At 35.6% G+C, this 21361-nt stretch carries 14 protein-coding genes and 1 pseudogene; 7 read left to right on the top strand and 8 right to left on the bottom strand.

The annotated features are described in order from the left end of the window. Positions 1-181: 181 nt before the first annotated feature. Positions 182-457, bottom strand: a complete 276-nt coding sequence (locus tag OZD67_RS05335) for a helix-turn-helix domain-containing protein (protein WP_182183424.1) — start codon at positions 455-457, stop codon at positions 182-184. 25 nt (positions 458-482) lie between these two features. Beyond that, positions 483-683 (bottom strand): 50S ribosomal protein L33, encoded by a 201-nt coding sequence (rpmG, locus tag OZD67_RS05330; protein ID WP_064124823.1) that lies wholly within the window; start codon positions 681-683, stop codon positions 483-485. Between the two features lie 149 nt (positions 684-832). Here rpmG and OZD67_RS05325 point away from each other — a divergent pair, with 149 nt between their 5' ends. The 5 genes from OZD67_RS05325 (at position 833) to OZD67_RS05305 (ending at position 7761) form a co-directional block, all read left to right on the top strand. Further along, entirely contained in the window at positions 833-2596 is a 1764-nt protein-coding gene (locus OZD67_RS05325) for an Rne/Rng family ribonuclease (RefSeq protein WP_182183425.1), read from the top strand. Positions 2597-2682: 86 nt separating this feature from the next. Continuing rightward, a complete protein-coding gene (gene dnaK, locus OZD67_RS05320; protein ID WP_182183427.1) occupies positions 2683-4605 on the top strand; it encodes a molecular chaperone DnaK in 1923 nt (640 codons plus the stop codon). An 88-nt stretch (positions 4606-4693) separates the two neighbouring features. Then, positions 4694-4978 carry a BolA family protein gene (locus tag OZD67_RS05315; protein ID WP_182184082.1) on the top strand — a complete coding sequence of 95 codons (285 nt, stop codon included), beginning with the start codon at positions 4694-4696 and terminating at the stop codon, positions 4976-4978. 7 nt (positions 4979-4985) lie between these two features. After that, positions 4986-6227 carry a cystathionine beta-lyase gene (metC, locus tag OZD67_RS05310; protein ID WP_182183429.1) on the top strand — a complete coding sequence of 414 codons (1242 nt, stop codon included), beginning with the start codon at positions 4986-4988 and terminating at the stop codon, positions 6225-6227. Next, positions 6202-7761 (top strand): Mur ligase family protein, encoded by a 1560-nt coding sequence (locus OZD67_RS05305; RefSeq protein WP_182183430.1) that lies wholly within the window; start codon positions 6202-6204, stop codon positions 7759-7761. Before metC ends, OZD67_RS05305 begins: the two co-directional genes overlap by 26 nt. On the opposite strand, the gene OZD67_RS05300 is transcribed toward OZD67_RS05305, so the two are convergent. From OZD67_RS05300 to OZD67_RS05285, 4 genes are all read right to left on the bottom strand, one after another. Beyond that, positions 7743-8477, bottom strand: a complete 735-nt coding sequence (locus tag OZD67_RS05300; RefSeq protein WP_182183432.1) for a ComF family protein — start codon at positions 8475-8477, stop codon at positions 7743-7745. The two genes, OZD67_RS05305 and OZD67_RS05300, sit on opposite strands and share 19 nt — an antisense overlap. A gap of 271 nt (positions 8478-8748) precedes the next feature. Further along, entirely contained in the window at positions 8749-9036 is a 288-nt protein-coding gene (locus OZD67_RS05295) for a hypothetical protein (RefSeq protein WP_274999751.1), read from the bottom strand. Between the two features lie 249 nt (positions 9037-9285). Next, positions 9286-12081, bottom strand: coding sequence for an excinuclease ABC subunit UvrA (uvrA, locus tag OZD67_RS05290; protein WP_182183434.1), 2796 nt, complete (start codon positions 12079-12081; stop codon positions 9286-9288). Between the two features lie 512 nt (positions 12082-12593). Next, positions 12594-13106, bottom strand: coding sequence for a hypothetical protein (locus tag OZD67_RS05285; RefSeq protein WP_182183435.1), 513 nt, complete (start codon positions 13104-13106; stop codon positions 12594-12596). 210 nt (positions 13107-13316) lie between these two features. On the opposite strand from OZD67_RS05285, the gene OZD67_RS05280 reads away from it, so the two are divergent. Then, positions 13317-13721 carry a hypothetical protein gene (locus tag OZD67_RS05280; RefSeq protein ID WP_182183437.1) on the top strand — a complete coding sequence of 135 codons (405 nt, stop codon included), beginning with the start codon at positions 13317-13319 and terminating at the stop codon, positions 13719-13721. A 102-nt stretch (positions 13722-13823) separates the two neighbouring features. On the opposite strand, the gene OZD67_RS05275 is transcribed toward OZD67_RS05280, so the two are convergent. Then, entirely contained in the window at positions 13824-17039 is a 3216-nt protein-coding gene (locus tag OZD67_RS05275; RefSeq protein WP_182183438.1) for an AIR synthase-related protein, read from the bottom strand. Between the two features lie 107 nt (positions 17040-17146). On the opposite strand from OZD67_RS05275, the gene OZD67_RS05270 reads away from it, so the two are divergent. Continuing rightward, the gene (locus OZD67_RS05270; protein WP_182183440.1) at positions 17147-19942 is read left to right on the top strand and encodes a PD-(D/E)XK nuclease family protein; all 2796 of its coding nucleotides are present in this window, start codon (positions 17147-17149) and stop codon (positions 19940-19942) included. Between the two features lie 317 nt (positions 19943-20259). Here OZD67_RS05270 and OZD67_RS05265 read toward each other — a convergent pair. Beyond that, a pseudogene (locus OZD67_RS05265) lies at positions 20260-21223 on the bottom strand (IS110 family transposase). Between the last annotated feature and the right edge of the window lie 138 nt (positions 21224-21361).

Below are 21361 nucleotides of genomic sequence, written 5' to 3'. Positions count from 1 at the left end.
CGGACAATGGCGTCAACTTAAGGAAAAATATCAGCGATAGTGTATAAAATTTCTCTCTAAAATTTTTACCATTAAATTACCCAAAAGCTGCAATAAACAGCACTTTTGTTTCTGTTTTATTTCAACAAAGAAGTCTCAAATGTGTCCTTAAGTTGACGCCATTGGCTGAACGGATACCATATTATGCAGGTTTAGAATTATGCTTTATTCTTACGCTTATGTCTTGATCCAATGCAACCAATAAGTTAAGCAAGTATTCTAAGGAGAACCCTTCGACTTTTGATCTATTGATTTGAGATACTTTAGGTTGATCAATCTTTAGAGCGTTTGCTGCTTTTTTCTGTGTTTTGTACTTCTTACCTATTAATTGTGCAATGACCTTTATTAATTTCAGTTTTGTATCTTTTACATCCCCCAACTCTACTATTATAGGATAACTTAATTGTAAATTTTGCATAATAATAAAATTCCTTATAAAAAAACTACTTTAATTTTTCTTCTTTAAATAATACGTGCCTTCTGACTACTGGGTCATATTTCCTAAACTCCAGTTTTCTAGTGAGCTTTTTTGGATTACGCTTTTTTACATAAAAATAGCCAGTTGATTTTTCTTCACCAGTTTTTGTTATCTTGATTGCAGTGCTAACTAACTTAACGAGCAAAGAAGCATTTTTTTTCGCCATACTTATAATGATATAATAAATTCTATGCGAGTTTATTACGCAAAACACTAAAAGTCAACCGAATAATGCAGATCGTAAAATTCTTGACAATCAACAGTGCATTAAGTAGTATGAAGTTAACTTCAGAATGAAAAGCAAACGGTAAATAAGTGGCAAATAGCGGCAAAAGGTTATTATTGATAGAAAATTCTGCCTGTTCTAATGAGGTAAGAGTTGCCTTATCAGTTAATAATAAGGTTGTAGAATTCGAACAAGAATTCAAGGAAAAAAAACAGTTAAGAGGTAATATATACGTTGCTTATGTAAAGCGTATAGAGCCTTCTTTGCAAGCTGTATTTATTGAATATGGAAAAAACAAGCAAGGTTTTTTATCTTTTTCCGAGATATCTCTAAATTACTTCAATATTCCAGAAAAAGAAAAGGAAACTATCTTTGAGGGCTACTCAAATGACGATTGTACAGAAGAAGCCCCAGCAAATGTTTCTTCAGATTCTGCAGCTAGTAAGAATGTTAACGAGTCAGGTAGTGGTTTTGTAAGAGAGGTACCTCTATATAAAAAATACAAATTACAAGATGTTATTTCAGTAAATCAAAAAGTATTGGTTCAGCTAACTAAAGAGGAACGAGGTAATAAAGGAGCTTCATTTACAACATACATAACTTTAGTGGGTAGATACTGTGTTTTCATGCCAAATTCCATGAGTAAAGGTGGAGTGTCCCGCAGAATTGAAGATGCTAATGTCAGAAAGCAGTTAAAGGATATACTGAGTTCAATAAGCTTACCAAAAAGATCAGGTTTAATAATAAGAACTGTTGGTTCAGGAAAAAATAAGAAAGAAATTGAGCAGGATTACAATTACTTATCCTCATTATGGCAGAGCATTCAAAAAAATGCCTTCTCTGTAAATGCTCCATCATTAATTTACAATGAAGCAGATGTAATTATGAGATCTGTTCGTGATTTTTGTAGTGATGGTATAGAAGTTATAGTGTCTGGAAAGGAAGCTTTTGAAGCAGTTAGGCAATATGCTAACAATGCACTAAAAGGTGGTAAGTTGCGCTATAGATTGTATAGAGGTTGTGTTCCTATCTTTACCTACTACGGAATAGAAGACCAAATTTCTGAGTTATATAGCAATAGAGTAGAATTGCCATCTGGTGGGTCTTTGATAATAACTTTAACTGAGGCGTTTGTTTCAATAGACGTAAATTCAGGAAAGATGACAGGAGAAGATAGTATAGAAGAAACAGCTTATAGAACCAACATGGAAGCAGTACCTGAAATATCAAGACAGGTGAATCTTAGAGGCCTATCAGGATTAATAGTAGTCGATTTTATTGATATGTTGAAATATCAGTATTGCAGAGCTGTTGAGTCTGCTATAAGGCAAGCGTTTAAAGATGATAAAGCTAAGGTTCAATTTAGCTATATAAATGACTTTGGTTTAATGGTATTTTCAAGACAAAGAATTAAACCAAATATACAAGAAATTAATACTACAGAGTGTTTACACTGCAAAGGTACTGGAAGAGTAAAATCAAACGAAGTAATTGTTGCATCGATACTAAGGGACTTACAACATATTGCTAATAAGAATCGAAATAAGTCTTTTGATTTAGTAGCACACAGTGCAGTTATAGCGCACATTTTTAATAACAAACGCAATACAGTTTCTACAATCGAAAAAGAGTTTAATATTACATTTAACGTTAATGTTGATAACAGTTTAGATGTAAACACATTTGTTTTAAAACAAGGAGATGATGTTAATTTAAACGATTATAAGCCATTACAGAACTCTGGATACCAAATTGGGGATAGCAGCAATGAAGAAGCTGATAATTCAAATAAACTACGAAGCAATTTTTGGCTGACTAAGTGGCTTTCGCGCCTTTTAAGTTCTAATAACTAATTAGAAACCTAAATTGGGCTTGTAATTAATGAGTCCTATACTTATATATTCTTATATCAGATAATATTTACAATGGGGTACTCATTATGGGGAGAGCAATAGGTATAGATCTCGGGACAACAAATTCTTGTGTTGCAATAATGCAGGGCAAAGATACAAAGGTAATAGAAAATAAAGAAGGGGCAAGAACTACTCCGTCTATAATCGCATTCACTTCGTCAGGAGAAAAATTGATTGGTGCTCCAGCAAAAAGGCAAGCAACCACCAATGCAAGTAATACCTTTTTTGCTACTAAGAGATTAATAGGCCGCCAATACGGTGATTCTGAAATGAAAAATCTAAACGTGCCGTATAAAGTGTTTGCAGCAAAAAATGGTGATGCATGGGTTAAAACCACTGATAATAAAGAATACTCTCCTAGTCAAATTGGTGCATTTATACTACAAAACATGAAAGAGGCAGCAGAAGCTTATCTTGGAGAGGAAGTAAAAGATGCTGTGATAACAGTGCCAGCATACTTCAACGACTCTCAACGTCAAGCAACAAAAGATGCAGGAAAAATCGCCGGATTAAATGTACTCAGAATAGTAAATGAACCGACTGCTGCAGCGCTTGCTTATGGTCTTGATAAGAAACATGGGCACACAATAGTGGTGTATGACCTTGGAGGTGGTACATTTGATGTCTCAATACTTGAAATAGGTGAAGGGGTTTTTGAAGTAAAGGCTACAAATGGTGACACTCATCTTGGAGGTGAAGATTTTGATAATGCAATAGTGAGTTATTTACTAGATGAATTCAAGAAAAATGATGGCATTGATTTGAAAAATGATCCAATGGCTATGCAAAGAATCAAAGAAGCTGCTGAAAAAGCGAAAATTGAATTATCAAGTGCAATGGAAACGGAAATAAATCTACCATTTATTACAGCTGATGCAAGTGGTCCAAAACACTTAAATATGAAATTAATGAGAGCAAAACTTGAAAGCTTAGTGAATGGTTTAATCGAAAGAACTATGGCTCCTTGTAAAAAAGCTCTTGAAGATGCTGGTTTGTCTGCTAGTCAAATTGGCGAAGTAGTTCTCGTTGGTGGCATGACTCGTATGCCAAAAGTTATAGAGAAAGTTAAAGAATTCTTTGGCAAAGATCCACATAGAGGAGTAAATCCTGATGAAGTTGTAGCAATTGGAGCTGCAATACAAGCGGCGATCATTCAAGGTGATGTAAGAGATGTGCTACTACTTGATGTGACTCCACTTTCTCTTGGTATTGAAACTCTAGGAGGAGTATTTACTCCACTTATTGAACGTAATACTACTATCCCCACTAAAAAATCTCAGGTGTTTTCAACTGCAGAAGATAACCAAACAGCCGTTACAATTAAGGTACATCAAGGTGAAAGAAAATTGGCGGTTGATAACAAGTTACTTGGTCAGTTTAGTTTGGAAGGGATACCTCCTGCTCCTCGTGGAGTTCCTCAGATCGAAGTAACATTTGACATAGATGCAAATGGAATAGCACACGTTTCTGCAAAAGATAAAGCTACTGGAAAAGAGCAAAAGATACGCATTCAATCTTCAGGTGGTCTATCTGATGATGAAATAAATCGCATGGTAAAAGAAGCTGAAGAAAAAGCGCAAGAAGATGAAAAGCGCAAAAAGTTTATTGAGGTGAAAAACCAAGCGGATAGCTTAGTCCATTCTACAGAAAAGTCTCTGACAGAGTATGGTGATAAAGTTTCACCAGAAGATAAATCTGCTATTGAAAATGCAGTTAACGAATTAAAAGAAGTTAGTAAATCTGATAACATTGATAACGCTGATTCAATCCAGCAGAAAGTTACTAATCTTTCTCAATTATCTATGAAACTTGGAGAAGCTATGTATAATGCCTCACAACAAAATAGTGCTGGAAATGGCTTTTCATCAGAAGGGGATCTAAATGATAAAGAAGAAAAAGTAGTAGATTCTGATTATCAAGACATAGATAATAAAGAAGAGAATAAGTAATTGTGTATTGTTATATCACTTTTCCTGTCATCCCAGTGTCAGCTACTTGGATGACAAGAGGAGTATATTGTTGCTTAAAGAAACCATTATGGATATTATTAAAACAATAGAAGAAAAAATACGCGATTCGATAGATGTAATTGATATCAACATTATCGATGAATCAGTAAAGCATGCCGATCATTATTTTGCTTCATCTTCAACATTACCTTCGCACATTGAATTAATATTAATATCTGACGGCTTTATTGGAATGAGCATTCTAAAAAGACATAAGTTGATTTATGAGTTATTGAAGGGTGAGATAGAGCTAATACATGCAGTTTCTCTTCACTTGTATACGCAAAATGAGTACAATTTAAAAAATAAATAATAAAAATGTGAAGGAAGAGTCTATATTAGTTAAAGCAGGAAGAAAATTTAATGACTATAAAGGTTCTATGAACCCGCCAGTTTATCATTCTTCTACCATATTATTTCCTACTTACAAGGACTACTTAAATGCAGCAAATGGAGAAAGTATATACGATGTAATCAACGATGGTGTTGCAAGGGATTATAGCTACAGTAATGTTGGTACTCCTACTGTTCATTATCTTTCAAATGCACTTGCTGAAATTGAAGGGAGTGGACAAGCGCTTATTTATCCTTCCGGACTATTTGCACTTACTTTTGCTATTTTGACTTTCACTAAAGCGGGTTCGCATGTCTTGATACAAGATAATAGTTATTACCGACTTAAGAGATTTGCCGAAAATGAGCTACCAAAAAGAGGAATAGAAGTAACTTTTTATGATCCAACACAGGATATAACTGATTTAATTCAGAGTAATACTTCATTGATAATGATCGAGACTCCTGGTTCTGTAGCGTTTGAGATTTCGAATGTAGAGCATATAGTAAAAGTTGCTAAAGAACGTGGAATCGTAACCGTTTGCGACAATTCATGGGCCACTCCTTTGTTATTTAAGCCGCTTGATTATGGAATTGATGTTGCACTATGTGCGGTGACAAAGTATCTAGCCGGTCACTCAGACTTATTGATGGGGGCTATTATTGCTGAAGGTGAAATTTTTAAATTGCTTTATGAGAGCTATAAAAATTATGGAGTAACCATTCAATCGCACGACTGCTACCTTGCACACAGGGGACTAAGAACACTGCACACACGTATGAAAAGGCACCAGAATACAGCAATGGAAGTGGCAAAGTGGCTAGAAAAACATTCAAAAATCAAAAAAGTTTTGTATCCAGCACTTCCCTCCCATCCTCAACACGAATTATGGAAAAGTTACTTCAAAGGAGCAAGCGGCACATTCAGTATAGCACTAGATAGAGAATATTCATGTGAAGAACTAAGCTGCATGGTTGATCATATGAAAGTTTTTAGTATCGGTGCTTCTTGGGGAGGGTGCGATAGTTTAATATTACCAATAGATCGTAGATCTATGTCAAGATCTGTAATGAATTCAGATTATGGTGGAAGTTTTATACGGATATTTTGTGGACTGGAAGATCCTGAAGATTTAATCTTTGACCTTAATGATGCACTAAAAAGGTTATCATGCTTAGACTTTCAAAACGATGAAGTAGAACATGAAACTGAGAGAATTACTGCATGATATTGTTGATGTTAACTTTGACGTTGAAATCAAGGGCGTTACATGTAATCCCAAGAGAGTCAAGGAAGGTTATCTTTTCGTTTGTGTATCTGCTCAGCTCATGACGCTGGAATCTAGAAAACCAGCACGTGTCCAGATTCTTCCTACTGGATCCCGGTATCACGCACACGACTGTGTAGACGTTGTCATACAAGGAACCAAAAAAGATGTCATCCCAGTGCTTGACTACTTGGATCCAGAAAATTTAATTGCAAATGAACACACTAAGCAATTGCATAATAAAAACTGGATTCCAGTGTCAAGCACTGGAATGACAAATACTCCGAGTTTTGCAGTGCTTGACCACCCCAACCCTCAAGAAATATACAGCGAAATAGTCAGCAGGTTTTATCAATTCAAACAGCCCAAATATGTTGCTGCTGTAACGGGTACGAATGGTAAAACTTCAGTAGTAGAATTTTGCCGTCAGATCTGGCAGAATGCTGGCTATAATGCTGCGTCTATTGGAACACTTGGAACATGCATCAATAATGGTAGAAAAGGTAATAGCAACAGTCTTACCACTCCAGGTGCAGATGACCTTTACGCAACGTTGCGTGGTACAAATGTAAAACGCTTAGTGTTGGAATCATCAAGTCATGGGATTGATCAATATAGAATCCATGGATTAAAGTTGAGTGCTGCAGCTTTTACTAATTTTTCGCAAGATCATTTAGATTACCATAAAAATCTTGGTGAATATTTAGAAACTAAAAAAAGGTTGTTTTACGAGGTATTACCAGAAGGAAAAACAGCGATTTTAAATGCGGATATAGATGAATACGGCGCATTGCTTAAAATAGCTGAAAAACGCAGCAACAAAGTTATCACCTATGGGAAAAAAGGCTCTGATATTACTTTGTTAAAGCAAACACCAGCACCAAACGGTCAACATTTTACAATTAAAATTGGCGATGAAATTTATGACATGTTTTTTCCGGTTCTGGGGCAATTCCAAGCATATAATCTGTTGTGTGCAATGGGTATAGTTACCTCGTCTAGACTGAATTACAGAGAAATATGCGTAGAAAAACTCGTTTCTCCACCAGGAAGAATGGAAAAAGTGAAACCTTTTGCATTTGTGGATTACGCTCATACTCCAAGTGCGCTTAAACAAGCCCTATTGTCTTTAAAATGGCACTTCAATAAAAAAATAATTCTAGTTTTTGGTTGTGGTGGCAATCGTGATCAAACAAAACGCGCAGAAATGGGTAAAGTAGCACAAATGTATGCAGACAGAGTGATAATCACTGATGACAATCCGCGTGATGAGAGTCCTGCAGAAATTCGTCGTGGTATTTTACTACATTGCCCTGATGCGCTAGAGATAGAAGATAGAAGGGAAGCTATAGAGAAAGGAGTAGATATTGCCTATAACGAGGGTATGATTCTGCTAGTTGCAGGAAAGGGGCACGAAAGATTTCAAATCATAGGGAATCAAACCTTTGAGTTTAGTGATGTTGAGGTTATTAAAAATCACGTTTTAACATGCTGATTTTCACAATCATTCACCGTTCTTGCAAGCGATAGCACTCTCACTTCTTTTGCACCGGAGTTTAAAATTTCTTGAGAGCAAGATCTTACAGTTGCTCCGGTTGTTACAACATCATCAACTAATATCACGATTTTATTTTTGATAATTTCTTTGTTGCTTGTTTTAAAAGCCTTCTTTAAGTTTTTTTCACGCTGTTTAAGTGAAAGACCAGCTTGAGGCACAGTATGGCGAAGACGTTTTATTGCAAATGGCGTATAGGATAAATTGGACAACTTACTCAACTCTTTTGCAAGCAATGCTGCTTGATTATATTTACGTTTAAACAAGCGCATTTTATGTAACGGTATAGGAATTATGACTTCTGCGTTCTGAAACGTATCCCGATTAGCTTGGTGTATCCACTTTGCATAGATTTTTACGTAATTCAAATTATAAAAAATTTTGAAATTTATAATCATGTTTTTACTATGTTGATCATAAGCAAAAACTGATCTTAATACTTTAAACGGTGGAGGATTGATGATGCACTTACCACACGTATGAATATTGTCTGAGATTACTACGCCACAAACATTGCAGTAATGCTTAGTTAGAAAATTGATTTTTTTGTTGCATTCACTACATAGATTAAGATTTTCATCAATGATATATTCGCAACTTACGCATACGTTCGGAAATATAAGATTTGTAGCTTTTTTTAGTAAGAGAAAGTTCACAACTCATGAATTAATTAAATATATTATAAGATAATTCATATAGTATAGCTAAAGTAACTTGTGCTTTCACTTTTTATTTCATCTCAATGTAATTCAAACTTAGCCACTGCTGAAAAAGCAGAACTTATAACTCAGTTTGCGATATGCCATTGACTAAAGTAGTCTTCGAATCACTCCGATGAGACAAAAGCTCTGGCTCCTGTATTTCACTCAACTTACTTTGCACTTTGTCACAAGCCCACACAAGTGACATTATGATTGACGCGGCAGCCTAAATGATAGCAGCGCAAGCATAACTTACAATCTTGTTAAATACTTCAGCTACTGCACTAGCACAATCTTGCCCAGCACTTAAAAATGCATTTGAATGATCAACTAATGATTTTGTACTTGCTTTTAAACAATAGTCCCCTGTTATTTTTGACAATAACTTGGCTGGAAAGTATGACAAATATGCTACCATCAAAAATAAAGGTTGCAATATTATGCTGGCTGCTAAAATAGCACCAAGTGCACACAATGAATACATTTTCTCTGCCCTGTAACCCACGTTTATCATTGTTTTTATAATACTTGTTATAATCGTCTTTACTTCCAGCTCCACAAATTACATCTTCCACAGGGCCTAATACATTATCAACATAATGTACAGACTTATAGAAACTATTTTCTGGAACTAGTGTGAATCTTCTGCTCTCTTAGCAGGTACAACTCCATATTCAACGTACCTTCTAAAGTATTGATATACTGACATTCTTATCTCCAAATCATAAATATGCAACCTAGCCTAATATAATTAAGAAATAGTTTATAATAAATATGTTTTAAGATGCCTGCCTGTAACACTCTCTGGAATTTTTGCCACTTCTTCTGGAGTTCCAGTAGCAATCACTTCTCCGCCTTTTATTCCGCCCTCTGGTCCGATGTCTATTATATAATCTGCAGTTTTGATAACATGCAAATTATGCTCGATAACTATAACAGTGTTTCCCAGATCGACTAATCTATGAAGTATTTTTAGTAAGTTATTTATATCTTCAAAGTGTAATCCAGTTGTTGGCTCATCAAGAATATACAATGTTCTTCCGGTAAATCGTTTTGATAGCTCTTTAGACAGCTTTATTCGTTGTGCTTCACCCCCAGACAACGTTGTTGACGACTGCCCGAGTTTTATATAGCCAAGCCCAACTTCCTGCAAAGAAACCAACTTTTCTTTTACCATTGGAAGGTTTTCAAAAAAATCACAAGCCTGATCTATCGTCATATCAAGCACATCAGAGATTGATTTTCCTTTATAAGTAACTTCCAATGTTTCACGATTATACCTTCGCCCTTTACACTGCTCACACTTCACATAAACGTCCGGTAGAAAATGCATCTCTATCTTTAAGTGCCCATCACCTTTACAAGCCTCACACCTTCCCCCTCTGGTATTAAATGAAAATCGACCTATATTATATCCCCTTGCTTTTGACTCCGAAAGACCTGCAAACCAATTTCTTATATGAGTAAACATACCGACATATGTTGCTGGATTTGACGCAGGAGTTCTACCAATTGGCGACTGATCAACTTCTATAACTTTATCTATATATTCAAGGCCTTCTATTCTATCACACCGACCATACCGTGCAGACGAATGATGTATCTTATGTGCTGAATATTTATATAACGTTTCTATGACTAAACTTGATTTTCCCCCTCCTGATATTCCAGTAACACAAATAAGATTCCCTATAGGAAATTTAACGTTCACATTTTTTAAGTTATTTTCACATGCATTTATTACTTTTATGAACTGAGTTGCTTGCTTTCTTCTCCTTGGAATTAAAATTTTTTTCTCTCCACTCAAATATTGCCCTGTTATGCTCCCTGAATTTCCTTGCACCTGGTCTGGTGTTCCTTCTGCAACAACTTTTCCACCATTTACACCAGCTCCAGGACCAATATCAATTGCATAATCAGCAGCCATTATTGTATCTTCATCATGCTCAACAACGATTACAGTGTTACCCATGTCTCTCAAGTTTTTCAGTGTAGCAATTAACCGATCATTATCGCATTGATGAAGTCCTATCGAGGGTTCATCAAGCACATACAGCACTCCTGTTAAACCAGAGCCAATTTGCGAAGCAAGTCTGATCCTCTGACTCTCACCGCCAGAGAGAGTGCTAGATTCTCGATCGAGCGTTAGGTAATTCAACCCTACATTCTTTAAAAATGTTAGCCTCTTGATTATTTCACTTAGTATTTTATTTGAGATTTGCTTCTGTTGTTCTGTGAGCTTGTCTGGCAAATTTTCAAACCACTTAAGGGATTTATCGATGCTGAGCCCTGATATTTCACCTATATGGTTGCTATCAATTTTTACTGTAAGTGCTTCTTTTTTCAATCTATAGCCAGTACATTCTCTGCAGTGAGTAACAGAGCAATATCGCTCGACAAGTGTTTCATCATAATCCATCTGATGTTCTAGGATACTGACCAAACCTTGAAATTTATCGGAGCCAAAGAGTATCATATCTTTTATTTCTTGATCTATGTTCTTCCATGGAATATCAAGGCTAAATTTGTAGTTTTCAGCCAGTGATAGAATTGCATTTTTTAGAAATCCATAACTTGTGTACATTTGGCGTGCTGTTTGCCCTACTGGCTTTAAAGCACCTTCAGATATTGAGAGCGTTTCATCTGGCACTATCAGCTTTACATCAATAGCCAGCTTTTTACCAAGCCCATTACACGAACCACATGCACCGTAAGGGCTATTAAAAGAAAATAATCTTGGTTCTATTTCTTCAAGAGTGAAACCAGACTCGGGGCATGCAAAATTCTCTGAAAAAGTCAGAATTTGACCATTGTTATACTCAGAATTATGGTTGTCAGGTAGGTTCACTACTTCTACATACATTAAACCATGACCAAGTTTTAGTGCGAATTCTATACTACTTGGTAGTCGATTTCCTATATCATCCAATATTGATATTCTATCTGCAACCACAAAAATGTCGTGTTTCTTATTCTTATCAAGTTTAGGAAAATCATCTACATTGTACACTTCACCATCTATTTTGAACCTTACGTAACCTTGTCTTTTAATTTCCAATATCTCTTTGAGATGTTCTCCCTTTCTACCACGCACAACAGGGGCAAGTATATATATTTTAGTTTCTAAAGGTAACGCAATTATAGTATCTACAATTTGAGATACAGTTTGCTTTGTTATCGGTAATCCAGTTGCAGGTGAATAAGGAACTCCTATTCGTGCATACACTAAGCGCAAGTAATCGTAAATTTCGGTAACAGTTCCAACCGTCGACCTTGGGTTTTTTGAGATTGATTTCTGATTAATGGATATTGCAGGAGAGAGACCTGTAATCGACTCAACATCTGGTTTATCCTGAATATTGAGAAATTGACGCGCGTAAGCTGATAGGCTTTCAACATACCGGCGTTGGCCTTCTGCATAAATCGTATCAAACGCAAGACTAGATTTACCAGAACCACTTAACCCAGTTATAACAACTAGCTTATTTTTCGGTATATTGACATCTACACCTTGCAGATTATGTTCCCTTGCACCCTTAACTCTTATAAAATCGTCCATATTATACTATATAACGTATTTTAGCCATTATAGCCTTAAAATACATGAATTTACAGTGATATGTTGATTTTCTATTGATTTTTCAACTGTTACGGAAAATTAGGCAGCGTTTGATAAATCGTCATTCCGCTACTTGTTAGCGGCTGAGATACCGCGACGGTATGACGGTTAAGTAGACCAGTGCTCCTATGATGTCATCCCAGTGTCAAGCACACAACTGTACGAACATTCATTTTTGAAGACAGCAAATGGTGTCATTCCAGTCTGGAATCCAGCTTCTATGCAACTTAATTAAAAACGTTTGTTTTAGCGTAAGACAACTACCTTTAGCTCATCAGCTCAGTTATAAGCAAAATTTTTGGATCCCAGACTGGAATGACACCCCCCTGATAGGCTCAAATCATAATGTTTGTACAGTTGTGGGTTTAGGCTACCTATAAACTCTAAACTGTTGTTACGCACCAAATACATCCCCAGGACCCAAAGTCAGGTCAGCTATATCAGAAAACAGGTTATGTGGAAATCTTAAAATACTTCTTGTTCGCCAAACAAAATAAATACATTCCTACAAACAAGCAGATGCTCAATACTGACGCATAAGAAAACTTAAAAATTAGATCTCTAATATATATTGATAAGCATTTACCTGCAGAAAATTTGTATAGTAATCCAACACATACAACAGCACTATCAACAACTGATGCTATAATTAAAGTAATGAAATTTGCCATATGCAAATTCAACTTGGACTTCAATTTTTCAAAAATAATTATGCTTGAGAGAAGAGAGACTAAAATTGCAGCATATGAAATCAATATCATCAAATTAAAAATTTGCCATTTAAAAACATAACATAGCGCTGTACACACTATTAAGCTGTACGTAGCTTTGCTTTTGCCATAAAATTCAACCATTGAATTTATAACTAAAGCAGCTCCCACAAATAAGGCAGCACATATCATTAATTTATTTGAAGTGTTGAGTAAAGAAAGACTGATAAACAGGAGTATCGATAAAATAGACATAACTACCTACCCAAATTTAATGACATACATTTATTTTAAGTAAATATTGCACATAGTGAAAGAGTTATTTAGCATAATCAAAAAAATATTTTAGCTGGCATAACTATTTTCTCAATCTTTTATCTACTTTTGTAATGTTCTTAATACTTAAGAAAATTTTTACTATATGCATGTTGAATATTATTTTATTCAAATTACAAAGAGGAATCTATGAGCAATAAGATACAGTTTAAAAAAGTAACCGATTACAAAGTTCATGAGGGTGAACTTCAAGGTAAAGATTATAAATACTATAGTATAATTTCAAAGAAAAATTTAGATCCTAATTCTAATGAAAAAAATTACTATGTAAGCATTGGTCCAGACGTACGTGGACAACAGGAAGAGTTTAATGGGCTATATAGTTTGCATATTTCTCATGCACCTGAGGGTATCGATTTTATGAACATTAGACACTTAAATTTAGTACGAGAACCTGAATATAACGAACAGAGTAGAACTGTAAATGCTGAATTAGAGTTTGCTCAAACAAGCGAACCTATTCAAGGTTTTTTTCATATGTATGGTGAATCCATGAGGAATCCACTTATGGATATCTCGATAGATTTAACATAAGTATACGCTTGATATAATAGCTTAAGTTTATTGACCATATCGTAGAAGGTTTGATTATAACTGATTCAGAAATTCTTTAATTTTTGATGCTAATCGAACCTTTTACGTGTAAAAACTATAACTATAAGCCAAACTTTCTACTTTCACTTCAATAATATCCTTTATATTTAGCACCTTTTTCTCTGTTACTTTGCCAATATATGAATAAGCCGCATCTTCAAACAACGCTTCAAACCTCTTCTGATTTTGTGGTGCAATAGTAACCAAAATTCTACTTTGCGATTCAGAAAACATTATTATTTTGTTTATTATGTCTGTATTTTGTGTTTTTCCTATTGGCACTAGTGAAAGATCAATTTCAGCACCGAGATCTCCTGCAATTAGCGATTTTGCCAGAGCAATAATTAATCCGCCCAAGTTTGGTGCGATTGCAGAGGCAATTATGCCATCTTTTATTGCCTGGTTGTAATGCTCATACAACTTCCTAGCGCTCTTTGCATCAACTTTTGGCACGTTGTTATTATCTATTCCACTATATAACTGATATTCAGATCTGCCAAGCTCATCGTGGGTTGTACCAAGCACATATATCAAGTTCCCTGGCATTTTTACATCAAGCGATACCGCATTTTCAATATTTTCTATAATTCCAATTGCTGAGATGAGTAATGAAGGTGGTGCAGAGATTATCACTTTCTCGCCATTTTCATCATATCCCTTGAAGTCATTGAACATACTGTCTTTTCCGGATATGAATGGTGTTTTAAATGCAGTTGCAAAGTCGTAACAAGCCTCTGCAGCTCTCTTTAGCTGCCATAGCCTTTCTGGATTATAAGCATCACACCAGCAAAAATTATCGAGCAACGCTAGATGATTTATATTTCCTCCTGCAGCTACGTAGTTGCGTATGGCAGTGTCAATCGCACATGCTGCCATGTGATAAGTGTCAATTTCTCTATAACTTGAGCCAAATCCTTGCGATTTTACAACACCTTTATTTGAAGAAAGAATTGGCCTTGAGACGATAGCTTCGCTGCACACTCTTCCCTTGCCTTGCAGTGGTTTCAGTATTGACGATCCTTGAACCTCATGGTCATATTGCACCACTATGAACTCTTTGCTGCAAATGTTTGGTCTGCTCAGCATTTCTTTTAGTTCAGTTTCTTGGCTTGATGTCATGCAAGTAGCTGACACGCAAAGGGTGTCATGCAAACTGGAATCCATTTCACATTCAATTCCACCATTAGATGAGTTTTGGCGTAAAATGTTTGCAGGCTTTACCTGCTGGATCCCAGTGTCAGCTACTTGCATGACAGGAAAGGATACAGCAGACTCCTTAGACCATAGTTTCGTCTGTAAATGCACTTTGGGATTACCATCATGCAGAAATTCAGTTTCGATGTCCATTATTACTTTCCCTTCAGGACATTTAACGACAGCTTTACCTCTTTCGTTAAATTCTCCAATCACACAAACCTCCACATCATGTTTTTTCATGGTTTGCTTAAACATAGGAAGATTTTCTTCTGGCACTGCTAAGGTCATTCTCTCTTGTGATTCTGATATCCATATTTCCCACGGAGCCATACCATCGTTTTTAAGGAGAACCTTGCTCAAATCAACTTCAAATCCGTCTTTTCCCATTTCACCAATGGACGATGATAGACCGCCTGCTCCATTATCCGTTATTGCATTATAAAGACCAAGATCTCTTGCTTCTAAGGCGGCATTGGATAATTTTTTTTGTGTTATAGGGTCACCAATTTGCACAATTGTTGAAGGGCTGTTTCCCGACAATGCCTCTGAAGAAAAAGTTGCACCGTGAATTCCGTCCCTTCCAACTCTTCCACCAATAATTACGATTTTATCGCCGTTTTTAGGTCCTTTGATGTGTGAAGGTACATTATTTATACTGCGCGGAATAATTCCTACGCTGCCAACAAAGACTAACGGCTTTCCACAAAATCTATCGTCAAAATATACCGATCCAAGTTGTGTTGGAATACCAGAGCAATTACCAGCAACATTAACACCGTGAATCACTTCTTTCATTATATATTTTGGCGGTAAGATCTCATCAGTGCGCTCTTTATCCCTATAAAATTTGCCTTTTGCTTTTTTGGCAAAGCAGAAATAATAGGTATTCATTATAGGCTCTGCGCCTTTCCCAAAACCAACTATATCACGATTAACTCCAAGCACTCCGGTCATTGCTCCACCAAACGGATCAAGAGCTGAAGGGCTATTGTGAGTTTCAACTTTATCTACAATCAAGTAATCGTCATCAAAAATTATTCCTCCTGCGTTGTCGGAGAAGACTGACACGCATATGTCAGAATTTATCTCACGCGTTGCACGCTTAATATAATGAGCATATAGACCGTCTTTTATTTCATCAATAGGGGAGCAAAAAATATTGTGTTTACAATGTTCAGACCAAGTCTGTGCCAGAGACTCAAGTTCAATATCATATGGATTTCTACCGAGTTTTTTAAAGTAATCCTTTATAGCTTTCATTGCTGCCAGCGAGAGCCCTAAAGTGCCATTACCATCGATTCCATCTCTGCTGATTTTTTCAAGCTCTTGGTCACTTACATTTAAATCAACAGGTTTAGCCCCATTACTACCTGATGTCATTCCAGTGCTTGACACTGGAATCCAGTTTTCATTATACAACTGCTTGAAGTTTTCTGGATCCCAGTGTCGGAGCACTGGGATGACATCAGGTGTGGTATTCGATTTACCATAATATTTACAGCTATAGTTCTTACAGATAAGTGTGCAATACTCAGTGATAGGGTTGAACTCTTGTTTTATATCATCTTCGGTTGGCAAATTCCCTTGACTTAGAATCAATTTTGAACTTCTTGCTTTTATCTCAATTGATGTCATTCCAGCCCTTTCGTCCGTCATCCCAGTGCCCTGACACTGGGATCTATAGATTCCAGCGTCACGCGCTGGAATGACAGAGGGGGAAATTTGCATGACAGATGGATCGATATAGCCTTTGCTTATTAAATATTCTGTAATAATTTGTTTTGCTGTGTTGCCTACATTGTCGGTCATGCCAGGTAAAAAGCTTATCTCCAAGCCCCACTTTGCTTGTGGTTCTATGAAGTTATATTGAACTTCTTCAAGGTTTTCATTGTAGGAATAATAACGGCAGTCTTGTATGACTTTATTATAAAATAGCCCACAAATTTCTTCATATAATTTTGATGGTAATTCTTTGCTTATGTAAATCAAGTAAACATTAACTACCCTTCTGCGGCCAACTTGTTCACATTTATTTAAAACTTCTATTCTGATGTTTGCCATGTAATATTGTGAAAGACTTTAATATATCATAGCATAAGAAACTGCGAGCACATTTATATTTTGAGTGATTTCTGCATAATAAAATATTGTATTAATTGTTACTGTTAGTGGGAAGAGTTTTTACTGTTAATGTGGATGAATCCCTTTTTGATGTGCTGGTTCAGCACATATTTTCTAAATATGAAAGAGAAAAAATTCCCGAGATAAAGATCATACTTCCCTGCAAAAGGGATGTAATAGCGCTGCTGAGTGCGTTCAAGAATTATAACGCTAAAAAATGCATAATTTTGCCAGAGATAGTTTCACTGGAAAACATTGATGAAGAGGATTTAATATTAAATCTTGATAGAGTTAAAGTTATCAATCCAACAAAGAGGATGCTGCTACTCATTCAATTTATATTGGAGTGGAATAGAAAAAATAATGATAATTTCCCTATTGATTTAGCTTATAGCCTGCCATCATTGCTTCAATCTACCCAAACAACGGATTGTTATCAATTCGATGAACATTCAAAAAAAATAGAGAATTTCATAAGCTTACTCATTGAGAGTTGGAATAAAATTTTAAAAGATTTAGGAGTAGTAGATATATTAGAACATAAGAGTGATTACATAAACAATATGATAATCTCTTTACAAAAAGACCAACATATAATCTTTGTTGGAATTGGAAAGGATAAGTCGTTAATTAAGGCTATATATGATCTGCCGTTTGGAAAAATAATTTTGCCTAATCTGAATTTGAAAATTAAAGAGAAAGATTGGCAATCACTTGATAAAAAACATTATCAATATTGCCTGAAAGATCTGCTAGGTTATTTAAGTATAGGCAGAGAGGATGTAAGTTTTCTGCCAGAAGCATGTTCTCCAGTGCCCAGACACTGTGATCCAGAAAACTTAACTTTAAATGAGCGCACCAGGTGGCTGTACAATAGAAACTGGATTCCAGTGTCAAGCACTGGAATGACACCATCTACTACTCAAATTACCTGCAAATTACAATGTTCGTACACTAAAAATCAGAGGGCTGGGATGACAGGAAGTCCTGAGCTAGATTATGTCTTTGATACAACTGCCGATCTAAGCAAAGTTAGCAATGGACATATTGGCAATATTGAAGTCATCACTTGTGACTCCAGAGAGGAAGAAGCACAAGTGACATCATTAATTATAGAGAATGAAGGTTATGAAAACGTTTCTTTGGTTGTCTTTGATAAATTGCTTGCAGCTCGTATAGCATGTTTATCAAGGCAACACAGTGCCATACCGGAAAATTATCCTTATATAACACTCCTACTTTATAGTATCGAAGTTTTGACCTCAAATTGGAGCAGTGTGTCATTACTTTCGCTCCTTAAACATAGGCTAGTGACTTTTGGTTACACTCAAGAAGAGTACTCTCGGATTTTATCTGAATTTGAAATAGAGATATTACGTAGCTTTAGTATAAACGGTCTTGACGATATTATAAAAGCTATTAATACTCATAAAAAGCTAAAGCATGAAGAGGATATATTACTTATTATCAGTAAGTTAGATGTTGTATTTAATCTTTTACTTGATTCTATAAATTACCCTATTTCTGATGTGGTGGCAACTCATTTGCAGTGTATTAATATGCTATCTGGTATAAATTTTTCAGAGTTAAATAATGAAATAGGTAATTTTACCTGTAATTTCTCAAATGCATGTGAGGGTGTAGAAATTAAATGCTCCTTAGAGTTATATAGCCAAATTCTGACCTTATTTTTAGAGAAAGAGTTTTTTTCTGTAGCAAATGACTTGAATAAATTCAGCTTATATCACAACAAAGTTGTGATACTCGCTGGATTTAATGAAGCGCCAAGCTTTCAAGGGCCGCTTTTGAATGCACTTACGAGAGAAAAATTTAACCTTCCTTCTGCGCAAGAAGAGCAGGGGTATTTTTTTTATACTTTACACAATTTGTTTTGCGCAAGTAAGGTTTATATTACAAGATCGCTAAGCCATAGAAAACCAATTCTATTGCAGCGTTTGGAAATTCTGCTTAAGGAGGGGAAACAGCCGTATCGTGATTGGCTGAGGGTATTAAATACGCCTGAATGTACTGTTCCATGTACTCAGCCTATGCCAAAACCTCAAACCGAAGTTAGAAAAGAAAAAATGCAGGTGATGTCTTGCAGTGCAATAGAAAAGCTAATTCGTAATCCTTATTCATTTTACGTTGAATATATACTGGGCCTTAAACAATTAAGAGACTTGAATTTTAAGCCATCGATATTGGAATTTGGCACTATGGTACATAACATTCTTGCAAGATATTTACGCAACGAAAAGTCGCTGATGAGTATTGCACGAGAAATGTTCTCAACTAGTCAATTTAATTTTTCAAATATGTGGTGGATAAGACTACAGAGGGTAATTCAATCTTTTGTCGAACTTGATGAAACTCGAAGCAATTATGTTGAGTTGGAAAAGAGTTTTACCTATCCAATATCTCCCGTTTCAGTGCATAACGCTGAAAATATTGGAGTGACAGAAGAAATTTTACTGACAGCAAGATGTGATAGAGTTGAGTATCTACCAAGTGGGCAAGTGGCAATTATAGACTATAAGCTTGGTACACCACCTTCCAATGAAGAAGTAATGTCGGGATTTTTTCCGCAATTAATTTTACAAGCCTTAGCGGTAGAACATATAACAAAAAGAGAAGTCTCAGAACTTGCTTATTGGAAACTTGATTATGATAAAATAAAAGTTGTATCTATACAAAATTATAGATACAAAATGCAAGAATTAAAAAATGATATGCCTGGTTTTTTATCTAATTATTTAAGTAATTCCACACCTTTTATTGCCTCTCCATATTTTCTGAGATTTAATAGCTATAAACAGCTAGAAAGGGTAGGGGAATGGTTGTAAATGGTGTCATCCGAGTAGCCCCTATGATGTCATTCCAGTGCTCCTTTCTCGTCATCCCAGTGCGTGACACTGGGATCTAAATTTTTATGTAAAATTATTATATTTGCAAATAGACGCAAATTGGAAACTACAAAATGAGATCCCAGATATCAACTATGTTTTTTTAAAAATTTTTTATTTGTGTAACTTTGTTCAATCATGTGGGCAATAAAAACCCGTGTGTCATAGAAATAAAATTTTATATCAAACAGCTGTCACAACAATTTCTGCTTAGCTAATGAATATGTGCTTTAAGTCTGTGTGGACGCACATATTCATTAGCCAATTTCAGTTACCGTTGTAAGAGTATGCAAATTAATTGCTTCTTTAAGTCTTGCATTAGCAATTACTATAATTTTTCGCATTAGAGCTGTTATAGCCACCATCTTCTTCTTACCACTTTCAATAAGCTTAGAATAAAAGGCACCAAGTGCAGATTTGGACCTTGCAGCAGCCATGGCTGCTGTAAAAAGCTTTGAACGAACGTTACTTCTTCCACCTATAATCCTTCGGTAGCCAATAGCTTTACCACTTTCCTTAGGATGAAGCGCAACACCTGCAAGGCTTGAAATTTGCCTTTTATTTAAAGAACCAAGTTCCGGTATGAGACACAATAAACATTGAGAGGTTTTTCTACCTATTCCAGGAACTGTTTCAAGAATTTTTTGGCATCATTGCAATTCAGGATTTTCATTGACTATTTTTTGTATAGCTTGATCAAGCTTTTCTACCTGGTTGTTGAGGAATTCAATAGCTTGTTGACAACTTTCCTTAATGTAATCATTTCCAGGAGTTTTTAGCCTATTCTTGTCTTGAACAAGCATTTTCGTAATATCGTCACGACGCTGACAAAGTGCAAACAAGGTGGTTTGTTCTTTTGAGATAGGTGTAAATAGCTGCAGATGTCTACACCGCTCAGAACCATATTGGGCAAGCGCTTTTGCATCAAGACTTTGCCAAAGTTCCATGAGATAGAATGAAGTTTTTAACTTGATGAGTATTAGCACGATGCACAGCAATGTTTCTATCAATAAGAAAATACAATAAGCCAAGCTCATAACCTCCTGTAGCTTCTAAAATTGCCATGGAGTTAGGCAAGATATTTGAAAATTTTTGGTAGAATTGTTTCCAACCAACACAACTATTGTCAAATTTGATGACACCTTTTTGTTCATTAACTGCAGTAACAAATTCAAGTTTTCCAATATCAATGCCAATAAAATTTTGATAAGATGTAACCATAAATAACCTCGAGAGTTTTAGTTAAAGTTTAAGATTGTAAACGGGTGCATATATATGTCCCAAACAACTATTCAAACGTCTCGAAGGATAGGCTTGAGTACCTTGACTATCTACGTATGTTATAATACTACCGTCTTA

It is taken from the genome of Wolbachia endosymbiont of Drosophila nikananu (assembly GCF_028981865.1).
Classification (GTDB): domain Bacteria; phylum Pseudomonadota; class Alphaproteobacteria; order Rickettsiales; family Anaplasmataceae; genus Wolbachia; species Wolbachia pipientis_B.
Note: the sequence above shows the minus strand (reverse complement) of the source record. Positions and strands in the feature narration are given on the sequence as shown.